Consider the following 16,361-nt stretch of genomic DNA (forward strand, 5'->3'; position numbering starts at 1 on the left):
AATCCCACCTTATTCAAACTTATTTTTAAGTCTTAACAGCTCTAGCTGCTTTCCATCATAAATTGATCGGTATTCAATGAAGTAATTATCCTTGTGATCTTTATATGTTAGTTCCCAAAGAGCCTTTTCATCTACAACTCCTGGAACAACCTTAATCAATTCACAACTAGAACAATCACTTTTCCAATTTTCAATAATAGTTGTTTCGGAAATGATTTCATCTTCCTGCAGTTGAAGTAATTCCTTTTCACGATTCTTTATAGGAACAAAAACCACTAACTTATTATTACTTTCATCGTTTCCGAATACTATATAGTATGACTCTTTACCATGGAATCGCTCCACTTTCTCAACGTCTGTTAATTTAGTTTCTTGTAATGCACGATTTTCTGCATCAGAAAAACCATTAGATTTATTGTCAATCATTTCACGATACAAATATATACCCAATATTAGTAATAGTATGGCAAGAAGAATGATAATTAAGGAACTCCATTTTACCCAATCTGGAAGGAAGGCTTTTTGTTGATTGGAATCACGCATAATTACAATTCACACTACAAGCCTTATTTGTTTCTAGCTTTACTAGGTAAAACTTATTTATATATACCACAAGAACACCCATATAGTTCCCTCCAGATAATATCAAAACTTGTATAAATTATACTCTAATTTTACTTTAAAAAAACTGCTTGTTTTATCAGATATTACTAATCATATTGCTCTTCTCTCTGTCCATACTAAAGGATAACGTTGAAAAAGAATAAAACACAATCATATTATAACAAGTTTTAACGGAATATGTTTTATTTTTATTTATTTCAACAAAAATTTCACCTAACCCATACCACTTTTGAACTGATGCCTGTATTAGGCATCAGTATTTTTTTGCCATCTTTTCTCTTCAATTTCTTTAAAACCAATTTTCTGCTATTTCTAGTAGCTCTGCTGTTGATTTGTAATGAACTGGTATATTTGGTATTGATTTCGTAAAGTACGTACTATATCGCGCTTTAATCAACCGTGAATCACACACAAAAACAATTCCCCGGTCTGTTTTAGACCTGATTAATCGTCCAAAACCTTGTTTAAAACGAATAACTGCATTAGGTAGTGATAATTCAAAAAATGGATTTTTGTTCTCTTCTTGCACATGCTTTGCTTTCGCTTCGTAGACAGGATGATTAGGTGGTTGAAAAGGTAGTCTCACTATCATTAAGCAAGAAAGATCTTCACCAGGTATATCTACGCCCTCCCAAAAGGAATTAGTACCTAGAAGAATGGCTTGATCAAATGTTTGAAAATTTTTCTTTAATCGTGCTCTACTACCACTGGATATACCTTGAGCAATTAATACATACTCTGTACTTTCTAGTGCTTCTTTCAAAATATTATGAGCTTTCCTTAACATGTCATAAGATGTAAACAAGACAAGCATGCGACCATTTGTTATCTCAGATAATGAAATGATTGCTTCGCAAGTTGCATAAATAAAATCATCCATTGTACTAAAACTAATATCTGGAAAATCGTTTGGTACCATCAATTGTACCTGTTGTTCGTATTGAAAAGGAGAATGTATCTGTTTACTAATAAGTCTATCATCAGGAACACCAAGACGATTTTGAATAAAAGAGAACGATTTTTTCATCGTTAATGTAGCACTTGTAAGAATGATGCTATCTTTGACTTCAAAAAACTTTTTACTAAGAAGTTCTGATACATCAGTTGGTTCACTATAAAGATATACAGCATTCTTCGCTCCGTACGCATCTACTTCCATCCAATTCACATATTCACTGCTATTTCCTTTAATAAAAAAGCGTTCTATGGAAAATATATATTCTTGTAAAGCTAGAACACTTGCCTCAATCTCGTTCTTAATTTTTTGATCTTGGTCCAAATTAATAGCTAATTGCAGTTCGTTCACCATTTTTTTGAGTTGATTATTTACTCTAAGTGCCATATCTTTAATAACATTCCAACGTTGGGCTTCTTCCTTTTCTAAATCAAAACGATATTGTATCCTTCCTGTATCACTATATGATTGGTTTTTCTTACTTTGGCTTAACACGTATTGGAATAGAGTTCGAAACATGTCATCAATCTCATGTTTCGTATCAGTTAACAACAGATTCCACTTATCATTGTTAACCACATCTAGTATCGTTCCATCAGTTGAGCTAATACGATTCAACGAGTGTTGAAAAGTTACATAATCTAACTTCAATCCATAGTGCCTTGATGCTGTTTCCTCTAAATGATGGGCTTCATCAATGATTACTTTATTGTATTTAGGGAGAATCTCAAAATCATTGAACAAATCTGAGCAAAGTAACGCATGATTCGTAATAATAAGGTCTGCTTTTTTGGCTCTTTTCTTTGCCTTTTGGTAAAAAGAGTAAGAAAACCAAGGTGATAAAGGATTAATATTCGTTTCTGTCTCCGTAGAAACTTTCTTAAAATACATATAACCACTTGATGGTAAATGAATCTCTTCAATATCCCCTGTATTAGTTTCAGTAATCCATACTAATAGTATTGCTTTTGTTAACGTAATATCATAATTATCCTTATTATTGACTTCCAATTCTCTTGCAAACTTCTCTAAGCTAATATAATGTTGTTTTCCCTTAATTAAAGCCGTGTTAAAGGGGTGTCCAATTATTTTCTGGGCCAATGGCAATTCTTCATCTAGAAGCTGTTGTTGTAATTGCGTTGTAAACGTGCTAATGACTATTTTTGACTTAGATTTTAATGCATCATAAACAGCCGGGATTAAATAGGCCAGTGATTTGCCTGTTCCCGTTTCTGCTTCAATTAGTCCGTGATTATTCGAAACAAAACAATCATATATAGTTTCTGACATTTCCCTTTGACCAGGCCTTTTCTCATAACGTTCAAACAGTGTTTGCATTCTGCCCTCTACCTCATAAATACCATCGAGAAATGTACCAAAGGAATTTGATATCTCCCTGGTTTCTAGCAGATCATCTGAAGTATTCTTAAAAGCAATACCACCATAGGAAGTAATCTCTTCTTTAACTTTAGGTAGATTATTATTTAGATCATGTAAAATTAAACTTATATCCGACTTCAGTGTTTTTTCAAGTTTTATTAATTGTCGAACCGTCTCTTGTGGTAGTGACTTTAATTTATTTTTCAATACTAATAATAATTTAGCTGTTACATAGGCATCAGAAAGAGCACGATGTGGATAATCATGGGTTAAATCAAAGTATTCGGATAGCTGGCTTAATTTATATCCAGGTGCATTAGGGAATAAAATTCTACTTAATTCAACTGTATCAATAACTGGGTTTAACAATCGATCTATTCCTAGGTTCGTTAATTCATAATTGAGGAACCCGAGATCAAATGGTACATTATGAGCTACCAAATAACTATCTTTAAAGATTTCAACAATGTCTTCAGCAATTGTATCGAAAGTTGGGGCATTGATCACATCTTTATCAGTAATCCCTGTTAAATTACTTATAAATGGTGGGATTGGTTTATTAGGATGGAGTAACGTAGTGTATTCGTCAACAATTTCATCCTTTTCTATAACAACAATTCCAACTTCAATTATTTTATCGTTATTTTCGATTGAGTTTCCAGTTGTTTCTAAATCAATTACGACAAATTTATCCATTTCCCCCACCTTTCTCTTAAAAAAAATATTCTATACTATTTTTTACAATATATAAACTCTTATCAAACTTTTTTGATAAGAGTCCTCGTAGTGAACCTGTATTTTCTCAGACTAACCAATCAATATCAGCAGAATAGATTTTACAGGTATCACCATTTTTATCGGTAGTTAAGAGAGCACCGTCTTCAGCAATACCTAAGAACTTTCCAGCCCATTTTTCTTTTAATGTAGAAATATATATTGGTTTCCCAATTCTAAACCCATAATTCTCCCAATTTTTCTTAATATCTATAAATCCATTATCAATGTAATCAGCATATGTATCCTCAAACTGTTTTAAAATATCTTGTATAAGTTTATTAATATCCCATGACTTGTTAGTTTCTATAGTTAAAGAAGTAGCCTTGCGATTTACATCTTCTGGCAAGTCATGCTGCTTATGGTTTACATTCATCCCAATACCAATTACTATGTACTGAATTTGATCTTGTTCAGCCTGCATTTCAGTTAATATTCCTGCAACCTTAGATTGATTAATTAGGATGTCATTAGGCCACTTAATCTTAGGTTCTATTCCTTTATTATGTAGGACATCCGCTAGAACAGTAGCAGTCATTAACGTTAATTGTGGAGCTAAATATGGAAGAATTGATGGTCGGATAATTATACTTAACCAAATTCCTAAGTTTTTTGCAGAATGCCAAGGACGTTGCAGTCTTCCTTTGCCTTGTGTTTGTTCATCTGCCACGATGATTGTTCCATGGGCTGCTCCATTTTGAGCAGCTTGATGTGCTATATGTTGTGTAGAAGTGGTTTGCTCTTTATGAATAATCGTATTACCTAACCACTCTGTGTCTAAGCCCCATTTTATAGTGTTTTCACTCACTTTATCCGGAAAACGAATAATGCGATATCCTTTCTTTGAAACTCCTTCAATTACGTAACCATCCTTCTCAAGTTCCTTCATATGTTTCCAGATGGCACTTCTAGTTATATTTAAGTGCTCTGATAGCATTTGTCCAGAAATAAAACGGTCACTATTTCTTGCAAGTAAATCAATTAATTGATTTCGGGTAGATTCCATTTAAGCCATTCCTTTAATTCATTTTTCGAATTGTTAACCTCTTTAAACACCACTGCTTTTTCTAACAAGTTTAAAGCAGTATTTATCCATGGACCTTTACTTCTTTCCGGAAATAAATTCGACACGTCATGACCATTCAGCTTTAACTCCCTTTTTGATTGAATCGGGAGTTCACCAGACATATTTTCCAATTGTTCCACTGTTAATTGCTGTTCTGGATATAGTATTTTAATTAGTCTTACAAACCCACCAAAGAGTTCCTGATCTAAATCGTAAACCAACCATGCATCGAGGCCATTTGATTCAAAATACTTGATTGATTCCCCTATTTTAACTGCGTTGATTTTTGTTTTCTTGGAACATTTCCATTCTGAAACCCAAGTTTGAATCGGAATTTTTGAAAAGTAGTGTAGTAGCGTAAAAAGTTCAGCTAAAGAATGGATAGGTGAATTTATATTCGGCAATTTTCTCATTATTTCTGGTGATTTATTCATGACAGGTAAATGATTATAGATTTCTAATTCTATTAAATGGTTTAATCCAATACTAACATGTTCACCAGCAAATAGTTTTTCTACCTCAGTTGCTATGCGTTCTACGGAAATATTTTCAAGTTGAGCTTTCGTTTGCTCCATAGCTCTTAAAGTATCGGAATCGATTTGAAACCCAAGTTGGCTTGAGAATCGCAAGCCTCTTATTATGCGTAATGGGTCTTCCGAGAATCGTTCCATTCCGTCTCCTACCGTGCGAATAATTCTCTCTTTTATGTCCTGCTGTCCCTGAAACAGATCTAAGATTCTTCCATCGCTCCCCATAGCCAGAGCATTTATAGTAAAGTCTCTTCGTTTTAAGTCTTCATCAATGTTACTTACAAATTGAATAAAGTCTGGATGTCTTTGATCAGAATACGTACCATCTGTCCGAAATGTTGTTACTTCAAAGGATTGCTTTTTATACCTTACAATCACTGTGCCATGTTCAATTCCAACAGGTATTGTCTCTGAAAAGATATGTTGGATTTGATTAGGAGTTGCTGAGGTTGCAATGTCAATATCACCAATTTTACGCCCTAGAATGAAATCTCGAACACAACCACCAACAAAGTATGCTTCATAACCATGTTGCTCAATTTTCTCTATTACTTCTTGACCACTATGAAAACTAGTTGGAATCATAACCTCACCAATTTCTTGCTTTATCTAATAAAACATTATTATATATATCAATATATTGATTCACTATAATAGACGAATGGAAATAGTTTTTTGCATGTTTAAAAGCATTTTGAGAGAATTGATGTAATAAAGTATCGTCAGACAATAATTGTATTGCATATTGACTTGCTTTTTCAACATCTCCTAAATCCACTAAAAATCCTGTTTCATCATGTTTAATGACTTCTGGTATACCACCAACATTTGTACCAATACTAGGAACTTCACATGCCATCGCTTCTAATAGGACTAATCCGAAACTCTCTTTTTCAGACATAAGAATTTTTAGATCTGAAATTGACAACAAATCACTTATATTTTTTTGTTTCCCTAAAAATAATACACGATCTTCTAACTCTAACTTTTCAGTTAATTTGACAGCATTACTATATTCTGGCCCGTCCCCTACTAAAAGTAATTTAGAGTCGACTTTATCTTTAATATGATTAAAAGTTTGGATCACATCGTCAATTCGTTTCACTTTTCTAAAATTAGATATATGTATTATTACTTTTTCATGTTTCTTAATCCCATATTTTTCCCCGATTAATTGCAAGTCTTTTTTATGGTACTCTTGTTCATTTACGAAATTATAAATGACTGATATTTCTTTATTCGTTCCAATCATATCTTTTGTTTGTTTCACCAAACTTTTGGATACAGCAGTTACTGCATCCGATTGTTCAATACCATATTTAATCATCTTCTTAAATGTATTATCAATCCCTAGAACAGTAATGTCTGTACCATGTAAGGTTGTAACGATCTTAACATCTCTTTTAGCTATGTCTCTAGCCAAAATTGCACAGACTGCATGTGGCATTGCGTAATGAACATGTAAAATATCTAATTCTTCTCGATCGATTACCTCTGCCATTTTTGAAGCTAATGCTAAATCATATGGTGGATACTGAAATACCGGATAATGGCTTAGTTCCACTTCATGATAATAAATGGATGGATGAACTTGGTTTAAGCGAAATGGAAGGCTAGACGTTATAAAATGAATTTCATGTCCTAGTTCAGCTAACATTTTACCTAACTCTGTAGCAATTATACCAGAGCCACCTACTGTTGGATAACAAGTAATTCCTATTTTCATCATTTATTCGATTCCTTTTTTTGTTTAACAATTTCACGCCATGAAAAATCTCCACGTTCTAGTCCTCTAATTACAATCTCAGCAGCTGCAATATTAGTTACTAGTGGTATTAAATGAACATCACATAGACGCATTAATGCACTAACATCTGGTTCATGAGGTTGAGAAGTTAGTGGATCCCTAAAGAATATTACCATATCCATTTCTTCATTCGCTATCATAGCACCTATTTGCTGGTCCCCACCAAGAGGGCCCGATTGAAAACGATGAATAGGTAAATTGGTTGCTTCTTGAATTCGTTTGCCAGTAGTTCCTGTTGCAAACAATTGATGTTCTCCTAATATGTCTTTATAAGCAATACAAAATTCAATTATATCCTGCTTTTTTTTATCGTGTGCAATTAATGCTATATTCATTGTATGACTTCCTCCCTCATCCACTTCTCAATAGCTAATCTAATATATTTTCTAATCCATACACTAATGAATGAATACCCATTACTTTTTCTACTGCAAATTTCACACCAGTCATAAATGATTGACGATTCATTGAGTCATGTTTAATGGTTAATAGTTCACCTTCACCACCAAAGATAACTTCTTGATGAGCGATTAGTCCTGGAAGACGTACACTATGAATACGTATTCCTTCATCTACTGCCCCTCTTGCACCTTTCATTGTTTCTACTTCATCTGGATGTCCTTGGCTTTTATTCTTTCTAGTATTTTTAATTAATTGTGCAGTTTTCACGGCCGTTCCAGAGGGAGCATCTAACTTTTGATCATGATGTTTTTCGATAATTTCAATATCTGGAAAATAAGTAGCTGCCATTTGTGCGAACTTCATCATTAACACTGCACCTAAAGCAAAATTCGGTGCTATAATACATCCGACTTCGTTTCCTTTGGCTAGCTCACGTAATTCAGCTATTTGATCATTCGTTAATCCAGAAGTACCGATTACTGGACGTACATTATTTCTAATGGCCATAACTGCATGGTTGAAGCAAGCTTCTGGAACTGTTAAATCAATAAAAACATCTGCATCAACTGTATGTAAACATTCTTCTGGACTTTCAAACACCGGAATGCTCTTCTCAGTTAAAATTGGGTATTCCCTGATGGCATGCCCTTCACTTCTTCGATCGACACAGGCCACTAGCTCCAGATTTTGCTCACTAGTCACCATTTTTACTGCTTCTGATCCCATTTTACCACGAGGCCCAGCAATAATAACTTTAATTGTCATGTTGTACTCCTCCTAGTTAAATCTCTATTACTCTTTTTTAGTCCATCTATTTTTATCACGGGTTTCAAACTTGTTCATTGCCATATGAAAGGATTCTGATAGATCAAAATCTAATGAATTAGCAAAGCAAGCCAGCACAAAAATAATATCTCCTACCTCTTCTTCTACTGTCTTTTCCTCTTCTGTAGCCTTCTTAGGTTTTTCCCCATAATAATGATTAATTTCTCTAGCAAGTTCGCCTACTTCCTCCGTAAGACGAGCAGTCAAACTAAGTGGTGTGAAGTAGCCTTCTTTAAATTGAGCTATATAATCATCGACAAGTTTTTGGATATCTTTAGTCGTATATACTTGTGTAATTTGGAAAACCTCACTTCCATCGTTAATCTCTTTCTTTATGTTAGCTAATCACAAGACATTTGACAAATTATTTACGCTGTCATAGGGTAATTTAGTAGTAGTTATTAAATAAACCCAATCTACAACATAAACAGGCAACAAATTAGAATGAAACATGACGAAAAAGGAGGTAACAACATGATATTTGGGTTAAAATTAAAAAATATCTTTTTTATTCTTTTAGGTTCTGCAATTTTTGCATTTGGTATCGTACATTTTAATATGCAAAACAACCTAGGAGAAGGTGGTTTTACTGGTATTACTTTATTATTATATTTTGCATGGCAATGGGATCCTGCAATAACGAATATAATTTTAAATATTCCAGTATTTTTTATTGGTTGGAAGTTTTTAGGGAGAAATACGTTTGTATATACAATAATAGGTACATTAGCAGTATCTGTATTTTTACGAATATTCCAAATTAATCCATTTCCTACCTATTTACAATCTGACATGACATTGGCAGCTTTATTTGCAGGGGTGTTTATTGGTGTTGGTCTGGGTATTATCTTCCGTTATGGTGGTACAACAGGTGGAGTTGATATCATAGCCCGTATTGTACATAAGTATATAGGTTGGAGCATGGGTAAAACTATGTTTTTATTTGACTTTGTTGTAATAACAACATCTGTCTTTACCATCTTGGAACTTGTTGAAGGCATGTATACATTAGTTGCTGTATATATAGGTGCAAGAGTGATTGATTTTATGCAGGAAGGTGCATATTCTGCACGTGGAGCAACCATCATTTCATCTAATAGTGACGAAATTGCTAAGCGTATTATGAAGGAAATGGACCGTGGTGTAACAGTTTTAGCTGGTCGTGGAAGTTATACTGGAGAAAGTCGAGATGTCCTCTATTGTGTGGTAGGACGAAATGAAATCGTTCGATTAAAAAGTATAATAAATACTATTGATCCTCATGCGTTTGTATCCGTTAGCTCTGTTCACGACGTGCTTGGAGAAGGATTTACTCTTGATGAAAATAAAAATCCTATAAGAGAGGATTAAATAAGAATTATATAGAAAATCCGAACGATGAGTGATGATTGGAATAATCATTCATCGGTTCGGATTATTTTTAACTAGGTGTATGACCTACACGTTCGTATAATATTAATCATTATTGTTTGCTGCAACAAACATTAGAATAAAACGTAATAGTTCTGCAACTGCTACTAAAGCGGCAGCTACATAAGTCATTGCTGCTGCATTTAATACTTTTTTCGTTTCTCTCTCTTCATTATTTCGAATGACACCAGCAGAGACTAATTGTCCCATCGCACGGTTTGATGCATCAAATTCTACTGGTAGAGTAACCAATTGGAATAATACTGCAGCTGACATAAAGATAATCCCAAATAATGCCCACTCTAACGCACCTGTTATAAAACCAATGATAATCAGGAAAATGGATAAATTAGAGCCTAAACTAGCTACTGGAACAAGAGCACTTCTAAAACGCAAAAACGCATACTCTTGTTGATCTTGAATAGCATGTCCAACTTCATGTGCTGCAACAGCTGATGATGCCATAGATTGCCCATGGAAAATCCCGCTAGATAAACGCACTACTTTCTTTCTGGGGTCATAGTGGTCAGATAGCATCCCTTTTGTTTCTTCGATCTGTACGTCATATAAACCGTTATCATCTAATATTTTTCGTGCTACCTGTGCACCTGTAAGCATAGAAGAGGTAGGTTTTTGCGAATATTTTTTATAAGTACTTTTAACTTTTGATTGAGCCCATAACGGGATAATCATTAGAAGTGCAAGATATATTAGGTAACCACCAAATCCCATTAAACATTCCTCCATAAAAATTTTATTCTTATTACTAAGGTCAATTTTAGTCAAACGATTATAATACGTCAACTAAAATGTCTGTCTGTTTTTTCTTTTTTTCCTCTTTTCTTTTCCCCTTTGTATTTTCTCCAACTAACATAAGTTAATGTAATAGCAATTATCCCCCCAACCATTCCCGCGCCCCAAAAAAATGGAACCATAGAAGGTTCATCATCCGTTTTTATTGATTCCGCTTGTACTGATTCAACAAATACACTATTCAACATTAAGTATATCATTATACCAGCTATTGGAATTAAGACCTGTATCTTACATTTAGACAATGATGTCACCTCACATAGTTATGTCTGTTTAATCTAACTATATGTGTGAGATTGAAGTGATATAACAGGATACTTTTTATTAAGTTAGAGGGTGATTATTAAATAAATAAAAAGGGTCAAGAAGAAATACTTAACTTATTGTTATTAGTTTTCATTATTTTAACGGCAATAAATATAGAAAGGACACTGAGCCAAAAAGTAAAGTAGCCAATTTTATCCATATATTGCGTTAAAGTTGAATAAATTGGCATCATACCAAACACATAATCGATTACGTCATTATGTAATGTCCAAATACCAGCAACAACAATATGTTTCATCTTTATTTTATAATATGGCGCATATAACAAGCCTTGTACAGCCATAGCACCGTGAGAAAGCATTAACATATACCCAGAAGGACTTAAACTTCCGTTGATATATAATGTTAACAGATTCATAACTACTGCCCATACTCCATATTTAAATAACGTTATGATGGCTAATGCTTCTATGTAAGGAATGTTTCTTCCAAAAATAAAAAATCCAAGAAATATAGTAAAAAACAAACTAGCAGTGGGACTATCAGGAACAAACAGTAAAAATATAGTCGGTGTAATCGATAACTGTTGTTCATACCATATGTATCCATAAATAGTGCCAAATAAATTAATGACAAATAATAGAACTAAGAAACGTTTGTCTAATAGAATATACGTTAATAATTTATACAACATACTCCTCCTTTCCACAGAAATACAAAATAATATCTTTAGAATAACACCTTTTTGATAGAAAAACACCTTCACCATTCGAAATGGCAAAGGTGTTAATTTTATAATCTAAGTTATTCTGAGAGTTTATTGTTCATTGGTAGAAATAATAAAGTCTACTAACTGCTCAAGTTCCTCATCAGAACCTGTAAATTGGTCGGCTGGCATACCGCCGATCCCTTCACGAGCAATTGTTGCAATTTCTTCAGCAGAATATTCCGTACCAATTAAAGGAACCCCAGCAGGTGTACCTTCTAATTCCCCACCATGACAAGTCATACAATTACTTTCGTAGGATGCATACCCCTCATGTGAAGTATCAATTTCAACACTGCTTGGCGGAATTGGCTTATTTTGCTCTGCACGAGTTTCCCAATCAACATGGGCGGCAGATGTATAAGTCAACCAAATAACAGATGTTAAAGCAAGCAACATCATAATTACTGCAATTGGACGTTGATGTGGTCTTCTACCTGGACCGTTATCTAAGAATGGAGCTAGTAATAAAGCACCAAAAGCTAATCCAGGAATAATTAAGATACCAAAAATAACATATGGCCCAGCAGCAAATTCATATTTTAAGAGTTCATATAAGAACAAGAAGTACCAGTCTGGCAATGGTATGTAAGCTGCATCTGTTGGATCAGCAACCCCCTCAAGTGGTGATGGATGTGCTAACGTTAATAGTAAAAATCCAACTAAGAATACAGAACCAGCTAACCATTCTTTTAATAAAAAGTTGGGCCAAAAAGCTTCTGTTCTACCAGGATACTCAGAATAATCTTTCGGTATGTTTGATTTACGTTCGGCAGAAACACGAGAGTCACCGACGAACTTCATTCCTTTACCCTTATGCACAGCTTTCCCTCCTTTTTATAGTGGTCCTGAAATACCTTGTCTACGAATTAGAATAAAGTGAACTGCCATTAAAGCAAATAATGCTCCAGGTAAGAAGAATACATGGATAGCGAAGAATCTAGTTAGTGTTTGAGCACCAACAATTTCAGCATCTCCTGCTAGTAATGTTTTCAGATATTCTCCAATAAATGGAACCTGCTCGGCAATTTCAAGTCCAACTTGTGTAGCAAAATATGCTTTGTTATCCCAAGGTAATAGATAACCAGTGAACCCTAGTCCAAGCATAACAAAGAATAGTAATACTCCAACCATCCAGTTTAACTCACGTGGTTTCTTATAAGCACCTTGGAAGAATACACGCAATGTATGTAATAACAACATTACAATTACAACACTGGCACCCCAGTGGTGCATACCTCTAACAATTTGACCATGTGCTACTTCTGTTTGTAGGTAATAAACAGATTTCCAGGCATTCTCAATATCCGGAACGTAATACATCGTTAGAAACATTCCAGATAAAATTTGAATAACCACTACAAAAAAGGTTAATCCACCAAAACAATAAACAAATGCTGAGAAGTGGTGTGCAGGGTTAACATGCTCTGGCACTTCATGATCTGCAATGTCTCGCCAGATTGGCGTAATATCTACGCGTTCATCAATCCAGTCATAAATTTTCTGTAACATAAACTATTACGCCCCCCCTCTTTCCTGTGCATTTCCTAGATATAACATTCCATTTTCCACTTTGTGTTCAAAGCGATCTAATGGTCTTGTAGGTGGTGTTCCTTCAATATTAGTACCATCTTTATAGTACCGACCATCATGACATGGGCAGAAAAACTCATTTGGATACTTCTCACTGCCTTCCCATGATACAACACAACCTAAGTGTGTACATGTTGGTGACAATGCCATAATCTCATCATCTTCATTTTTAAATACCCATGCTGCTTTACTAACTTCTGATTCGTACCATCCATCTACTTGGTCAATTTTCCAATCGACACGTGTTGGTTCTGTTGTAATATCCTCAACAGCTAATCCAACATTTGCATAATCTCCTACACTAGAAGGTTTTAACACTGGATCAATCGCCATTCTAATTGGAGAAATAAGCAAACCTGCTGCCATAAATCCTCCTACACCAGTTAATGTGTAGTTTAGAAATTGTCGACGGGATACTTGTTGCTTTTCTTCACTCATGATTTTCCCCCCTCTTTTATGTTAATCACGGACAAAATTTTTTCAAATTACTAGGACATTACCATGATAGCGCAAACTATCAACTTGGTCAATAAAAATAAAATTTTGTTACAAAAAGTTTTAAATTTGGATATTATGCCAAATAGATTCTACCAATAGGAACGAATAAGTTCGCCAATTTGAGCAACCTGATTCCGAATCATAGAATGCATTTCATCTGAGTGAATGTTATCTGATTGAATTCCTGGTAACCAAAGTAGATTCCCTTCTAGTTCCCTCTCATATTTCTTCCAAGAAGGATCGAAAGTTAAAAAGAAAATGTGGTTAAAAGGTTGTTTTTGAATATCTTCTACCCAACTATTGATTCGTTTTACCTCTTCCTCTTTATCGCTTTGTTTTATGTAATGATAACCAGGGATAAGGAGGACTCGTCCAGATAATTCCTTCTCTATTTCATGGGCTAATATATTCATTACTTCGCTCAAGGATGTACTTTTATCTAGTTCGGCATCTTGTGATAAATGAAAAGGAATTACAGGAACAATAACTGTATCAAAGTATTCCTTTCCTTTTTTATAGGTTTGAATATCATCTTTAACCCATCTCATGGAGCAACCACCTTCTGTATATTATTTACGAGAAACATTCAAAATATGTAACCCCTATAAATCTTATCTTATGTTGGCAAGAAAAATCAAGAGATTACCCAATAAAGAAGCACCCCCTCTTATTCTACGTAAAAATCACTTAAATACGCAGTGTGGGGCACTTCTTGGGCATTTTTATTCTTCTAATTCATGAAGTTTTGTCACTAAATTTTCGAATTTTTCCTTATCTCTATCATCCAGAGCCATGTTAATCTGTTCCATTAGTTGCTTTTTCTTAAAGTCATATAAGGTTTTATTCAATAATTTCTTAGCTAAATGGCGATCTTTATTCGTAATAAAATATTCATCTGGCACAAATGGATTATCCTCTAATACGGCTGCATACATCGTGTTCTGAAATGAATTTTTAAAATTCAGCTGTATATAAAGTGGTTCTTCCTGATTTAATCTAATATCATGAAAAGACTTATCAGGATCTGTGGTAACTAATTGATGTTTATAAAAGCGAAAGGGTACTTCATTGGAACAATGAGTAGTAATAATGATTCCACGTGGGCAGAATTTGGCGTCCCGAACGAAGTGAACATTGTGTAAAATCTTTTTATGATTAATTAAGTAATTTAATATCCATACACTCTCTCGCTTTTTCATCTGATAGTTATTTAAAAACCATTGAATAAAACTTTTCTTATCTTTGATGGAAATAGGAGTTTGCATAAGAAGAATTCCTCCTTAACTATCCATTTTAAACTTTTTTCGTTTTAATTGTATTCACCTTGATAACAATCATAATAGACGATTAGTTCAATATCATATATTGCTAATACTTAAAGGTGTCTGTCTTTCTAATTAGACTTCAACCTTGTTATATACTCAGAAACATCATCATCAAGTGGTTGTTGTTTCAAATAAGCCTCGAATACTTCAATAGCTTCTTTTATCCTCCCTTCTTCACTTAAGAAATAGCCAAATTCTTTTAAGAAATCATCGTCATGTTGTAAGCTATTATATGCTTCACGATAGTGTTTTAATGCATAATCATATTCTTCTAATTCATTATATGCTCTCGCTAATTCCCAATCATACAAGGGATCAATTGCATCTGTTTCCTTAATGGAGCTTACTAATTCAACGATTTCACGATACTTCTCTTGTTCTTTAAAAAACTCAATTAGGAATAAAATGGCCTCTTTATATTCTTGGTCAAGTGCTATTGCTTCTTGGACATATTGAACACTTTCTTCATTTTTTCCTAATTTATGTGCTAGTTTCCCAGCGTAAAAATATAATTCTTTATTAAATTCGTCTACTTTTATTCCTTTAGTTGCTGCTTCATACGCTTCTTGGGTTTGTTCTTCCCCTTCATACGCTTGTGCTAAATGGTAATAAGCAGAATGATAATAGATATCTTCTTTAATAACCTTCTCAAGAACATTTATCGCTATATCATTTCTCTTAGCTTGCATCGCTGTAAAGCCATAACGGAATAATAAGTCCGTATTATCTGGGTCAGCCTGTTCAAAATATGTCAATGCTGTTTCATATTCACCTATTCTAGCATATGCCTCAGCCAATCTTTCGGATAAGGAGATAGTGCCAATTTCTTGTTCGTATTTATTCACTCGCTCATAATATGTGGTAGCCTTTCTGAATTCACCAATCGAAAAGTATAATTCACCTAAAGCAAAATCAATAATCCTTTCGTTTGGTTCCATCTGTTTGGCTTTAAGTAATTTTTGCTCTGCAACTTCATATAATCCTTGAGACTGAAACAAATCAGCTAATTGTACTAGCACTTGAAGATATGCTTCATCATCTTCATTTATCTCATCTAACAACTGGATTGCTTGTTCATCTTGTTCCAACTCTGTATAAATTTCAGCCTGCATTATTTTTAGTTGGGCTTCATCTGGATATTTTTCTAGTAATTCCATAATGATTGTACTTGCTTCCTGGATTAATCCCCACTGTAAATAGAGATTTGCTATCGAAAATTTTTCATCGTCATTTGCTGTATTCAAAAATTCATCTAATAATTGTAACGCTTTTTCCGTTTGATCAGTTTCCATTAGATTGACTGCTTGTGAAATTTTATCCATGTTA

General features: G+C 33.9%; 18 protein-coding genes. 1 reads left to right on the forward strand and 17 read right to left on the reverse strand.

Translation table 11 applies throughout. From position 1 onward, the window contains the following. Positions 1–9 precede the first annotated feature (9 nt). From BUB12_RS01555 to BUB12_RS01590, 8 genes are all read right to left on the reverse strand, one after another. Positions 10–543, reverse strand: a complete 534-nt coding sequence (locus BUB12_RS01555) for a cell wall elongation regulator TseB-like domain-containing protein (protein WP_072887300.1) — start codon at positions 541–543, stop codon at positions 10–12. A gap of 370 nt (positions 544–913) precedes the next feature. Next, positions 914–3,655, reverse strand: a complete 2,742-nt coding sequence (gene dinG / locus BUB12_RS01560; protein ID WP_072887301.1) for an ATP-dependent DNA helicase DinG — start codon at positions 3,653–3,655, stop codon at positions 914–916. Positions 3,656–3,761: 106 nt separating this feature from the next. Continuing rightward, positions 3,762–4,739 (reverse strand): biotin--[acetyl-CoA-carboxylase] ligase, encoded by a 978-nt coding sequence (locus BUB12_RS01565; protein WP_072887303.1) that lies wholly within the window; start codon positions 4,737–4,739, stop codon positions 3,762–3,764. Then, on the reverse strand, positions 4,715–5,914 hold the full coding sequence (locus BUB12_RS01570) for a CCA tRNA nucleotidyltransferase (protein ID WP_072887305.1): 1,200 nt from the start codon (positions 5,912–5,914) through the stop codon (positions 4,715–4,717). Before BUB12_RS01570 ends, BUB12_RS01565 begins: the two co-directional genes overlap by 25 nt. 4 nt (positions 5,915–5,918) lie before the next feature. After that, entirely contained in the window at positions 5,919–7,058 is a 1,140-nt protein-coding gene (bshA, locus tag BUB12_RS01575; protein WP_072887307.1) for an N-acetyl-alpha-D-glucosaminyl L-malate synthase BshA, read from the reverse strand. Next, on the reverse strand, positions 7,055–7,471 hold the full coding sequence (locus BUB12_RS01580; protein ID WP_072887309.1) for a methylglyoxal synthase: 417 nt from the start codon (positions 7,469–7,471) through the stop codon (positions 7,055–7,057). The genes bshA and BUB12_RS01580 overlap by 4 nt, the downstream gene beginning before the upstream one ends. 34 nt (positions 7,472–7,505) lie before the next feature. Beyond that, positions 7,506–8,303, reverse strand: a complete 798-nt coding sequence (dapB, locus tag BUB12_RS01585; RefSeq protein WP_072887311.1) for a 4-hydroxy-tetrahydrodipicolinate reductase — start codon at positions 8,301–8,303, stop codon at positions 7,506–7,508. A 27-nt stretch (positions 8,304–8,330) separates the two neighbouring features. After that, the gene (locus BUB12_RS01590) at positions 8,331–8,699 is read right to left on the reverse strand and encodes a nucleotide pyrophosphohydrolase (RefSeq protein WP_407668435.1); all 369 of its coding nucleotides are present in this window, start codon (positions 8,697–8,699) and stop codon (positions 8,331–8,333) included. 138 nt (positions 8,700–8,837) lie between these two features. On the opposite strand from BUB12_RS01590, the gene BUB12_RS01595 reads away from it, so the two are divergent. After that, positions 8,838–9,713 carry a YitT family protein gene (locus BUB12_RS01595; RefSeq protein ID WP_072887316.1) on the forward strand — a complete coding sequence of 292 codons (876 nt, stop codon included), beginning with the start codon at positions 8,838–8,840 and terminating at the stop codon, positions 9,711–9,713. Between the two features lie 105 nt (positions 9,714–9,818). On the opposite strand, the gene BUB12_RS01600 is transcribed toward BUB12_RS01595, so the two are convergent. The 9 genes from BUB12_RS01600 to BUB12_RS01640 all read right to left on the reverse strand — a co-directional run bounded on the left by BUB12_RS01600 (position 9,819) and on the right by BUB12_RS01640 (position 16,357). Then, positions 9,819–10,505 (reverse strand): zinc metallopeptidase, encoded by a 687-nt coding sequence (locus BUB12_RS01600; protein ID WP_072887318.1) that lies wholly within the window; start codon positions 10,503–10,505, stop codon positions 9,819–9,821. Positions 10,506–10,573: 68 nt separating this feature from the next. Continuing rightward, positions 10,574–10,831: a sporulation protein YpjB gene (locus BUB12_RS01605; RefSeq protein ID WP_072887320.1), complete on the reverse strand. Its 258-nt coding sequence runs from the start codon at positions 10,829–10,831 to the stop codon at positions 10,574–10,576. 116 nt (positions 10,832–10,947) lie between these two features. Beyond that, positions 10,948–11,544, reverse strand: coding sequence for a lipoprotein heptaprenylglyceryl N-acetyltransferase LhaT (gene lhaT, locus BUB12_RS01610; protein ID WP_234982524.1), 597 nt, complete (start codon positions 11,542–11,544; stop codon positions 10,948–10,950). 126 nt (positions 11,545–11,670) lie between these two features. Next, the gene (locus tag BUB12_RS01615) at positions 11,671–12,441 is read right to left on the reverse strand and encodes a menaquinol-cytochrome c reductase cytochrome b/c subunit (RefSeq protein ID WP_072887324.1); all 771 of its coding nucleotides are present in this window, start codon (positions 12,439–12,441) and stop codon (positions 11,671–11,673) included. Between the two features lie 15 nt (positions 12,442–12,456). Further along, the gene (qcrB, locus tag BUB12_RS01620) at positions 12,457–13,131 is read right to left on the reverse strand and encodes a menaquinol-cytochrome c reductase cytochrome b subunit (protein WP_072887326.1); all 675 of its coding nucleotides are present in this window, start codon (positions 13,129–13,131) and stop codon (positions 12,457–12,459) included. A 6-nt stretch (positions 13,132–13,137) separates the two neighbouring features. After that, positions 13,138–13,650: a QcrA and Rieske domain-containing protein gene (locus tag BUB12_RS01625; protein ID WP_072887327.1), complete on the reverse strand. Its 513-nt coding sequence runs from the start codon at positions 13,648–13,650 to the stop codon at positions 13,138–13,140. Positions 13,651–13,799: 149 nt separating this feature from the next. After that, positions 13,800–14,258 carry a YpiF family protein gene (locus BUB12_RS01630; protein ID WP_072887329.1) on the reverse strand — a complete coding sequence of 153 codons (459 nt, stop codon included), beginning with the start codon at positions 14,256–14,258 and terminating at the stop codon, positions 13,800–13,802. A gap of 174 nt (positions 14,259–14,432) precedes the next feature. Further along, the gene (locus BUB12_RS01635) at positions 14,433–14,975 is read right to left on the reverse strand and encodes a ReoY family proteolytic degradation factor (RefSeq protein ID WP_072887331.1); all 543 of its coding nucleotides are present in this window, start codon (positions 14,973–14,975) and stop codon (positions 14,433–14,435) included. 128 nt (positions 14,976–15,103) lie between these two features. Continuing rightward, entirely contained in the window at positions 15,104–16,357 is a 1,254-nt protein-coding gene (locus BUB12_RS01640) for a tetratricopeptide repeat protein (protein WP_072887333.1), read from the reverse strand. Positions 16,358–16,361: the final 4 nt, after the last annotated feature.

The organism is Ornithinibacillus halophilus (assembly GCF_900129485.1).
GTDB lineage: Bacteria > Bacillota > Bacilli > Bacillales > Amphibacillaceae > Ornithinibacillus > Ornithinibacillus halophilus.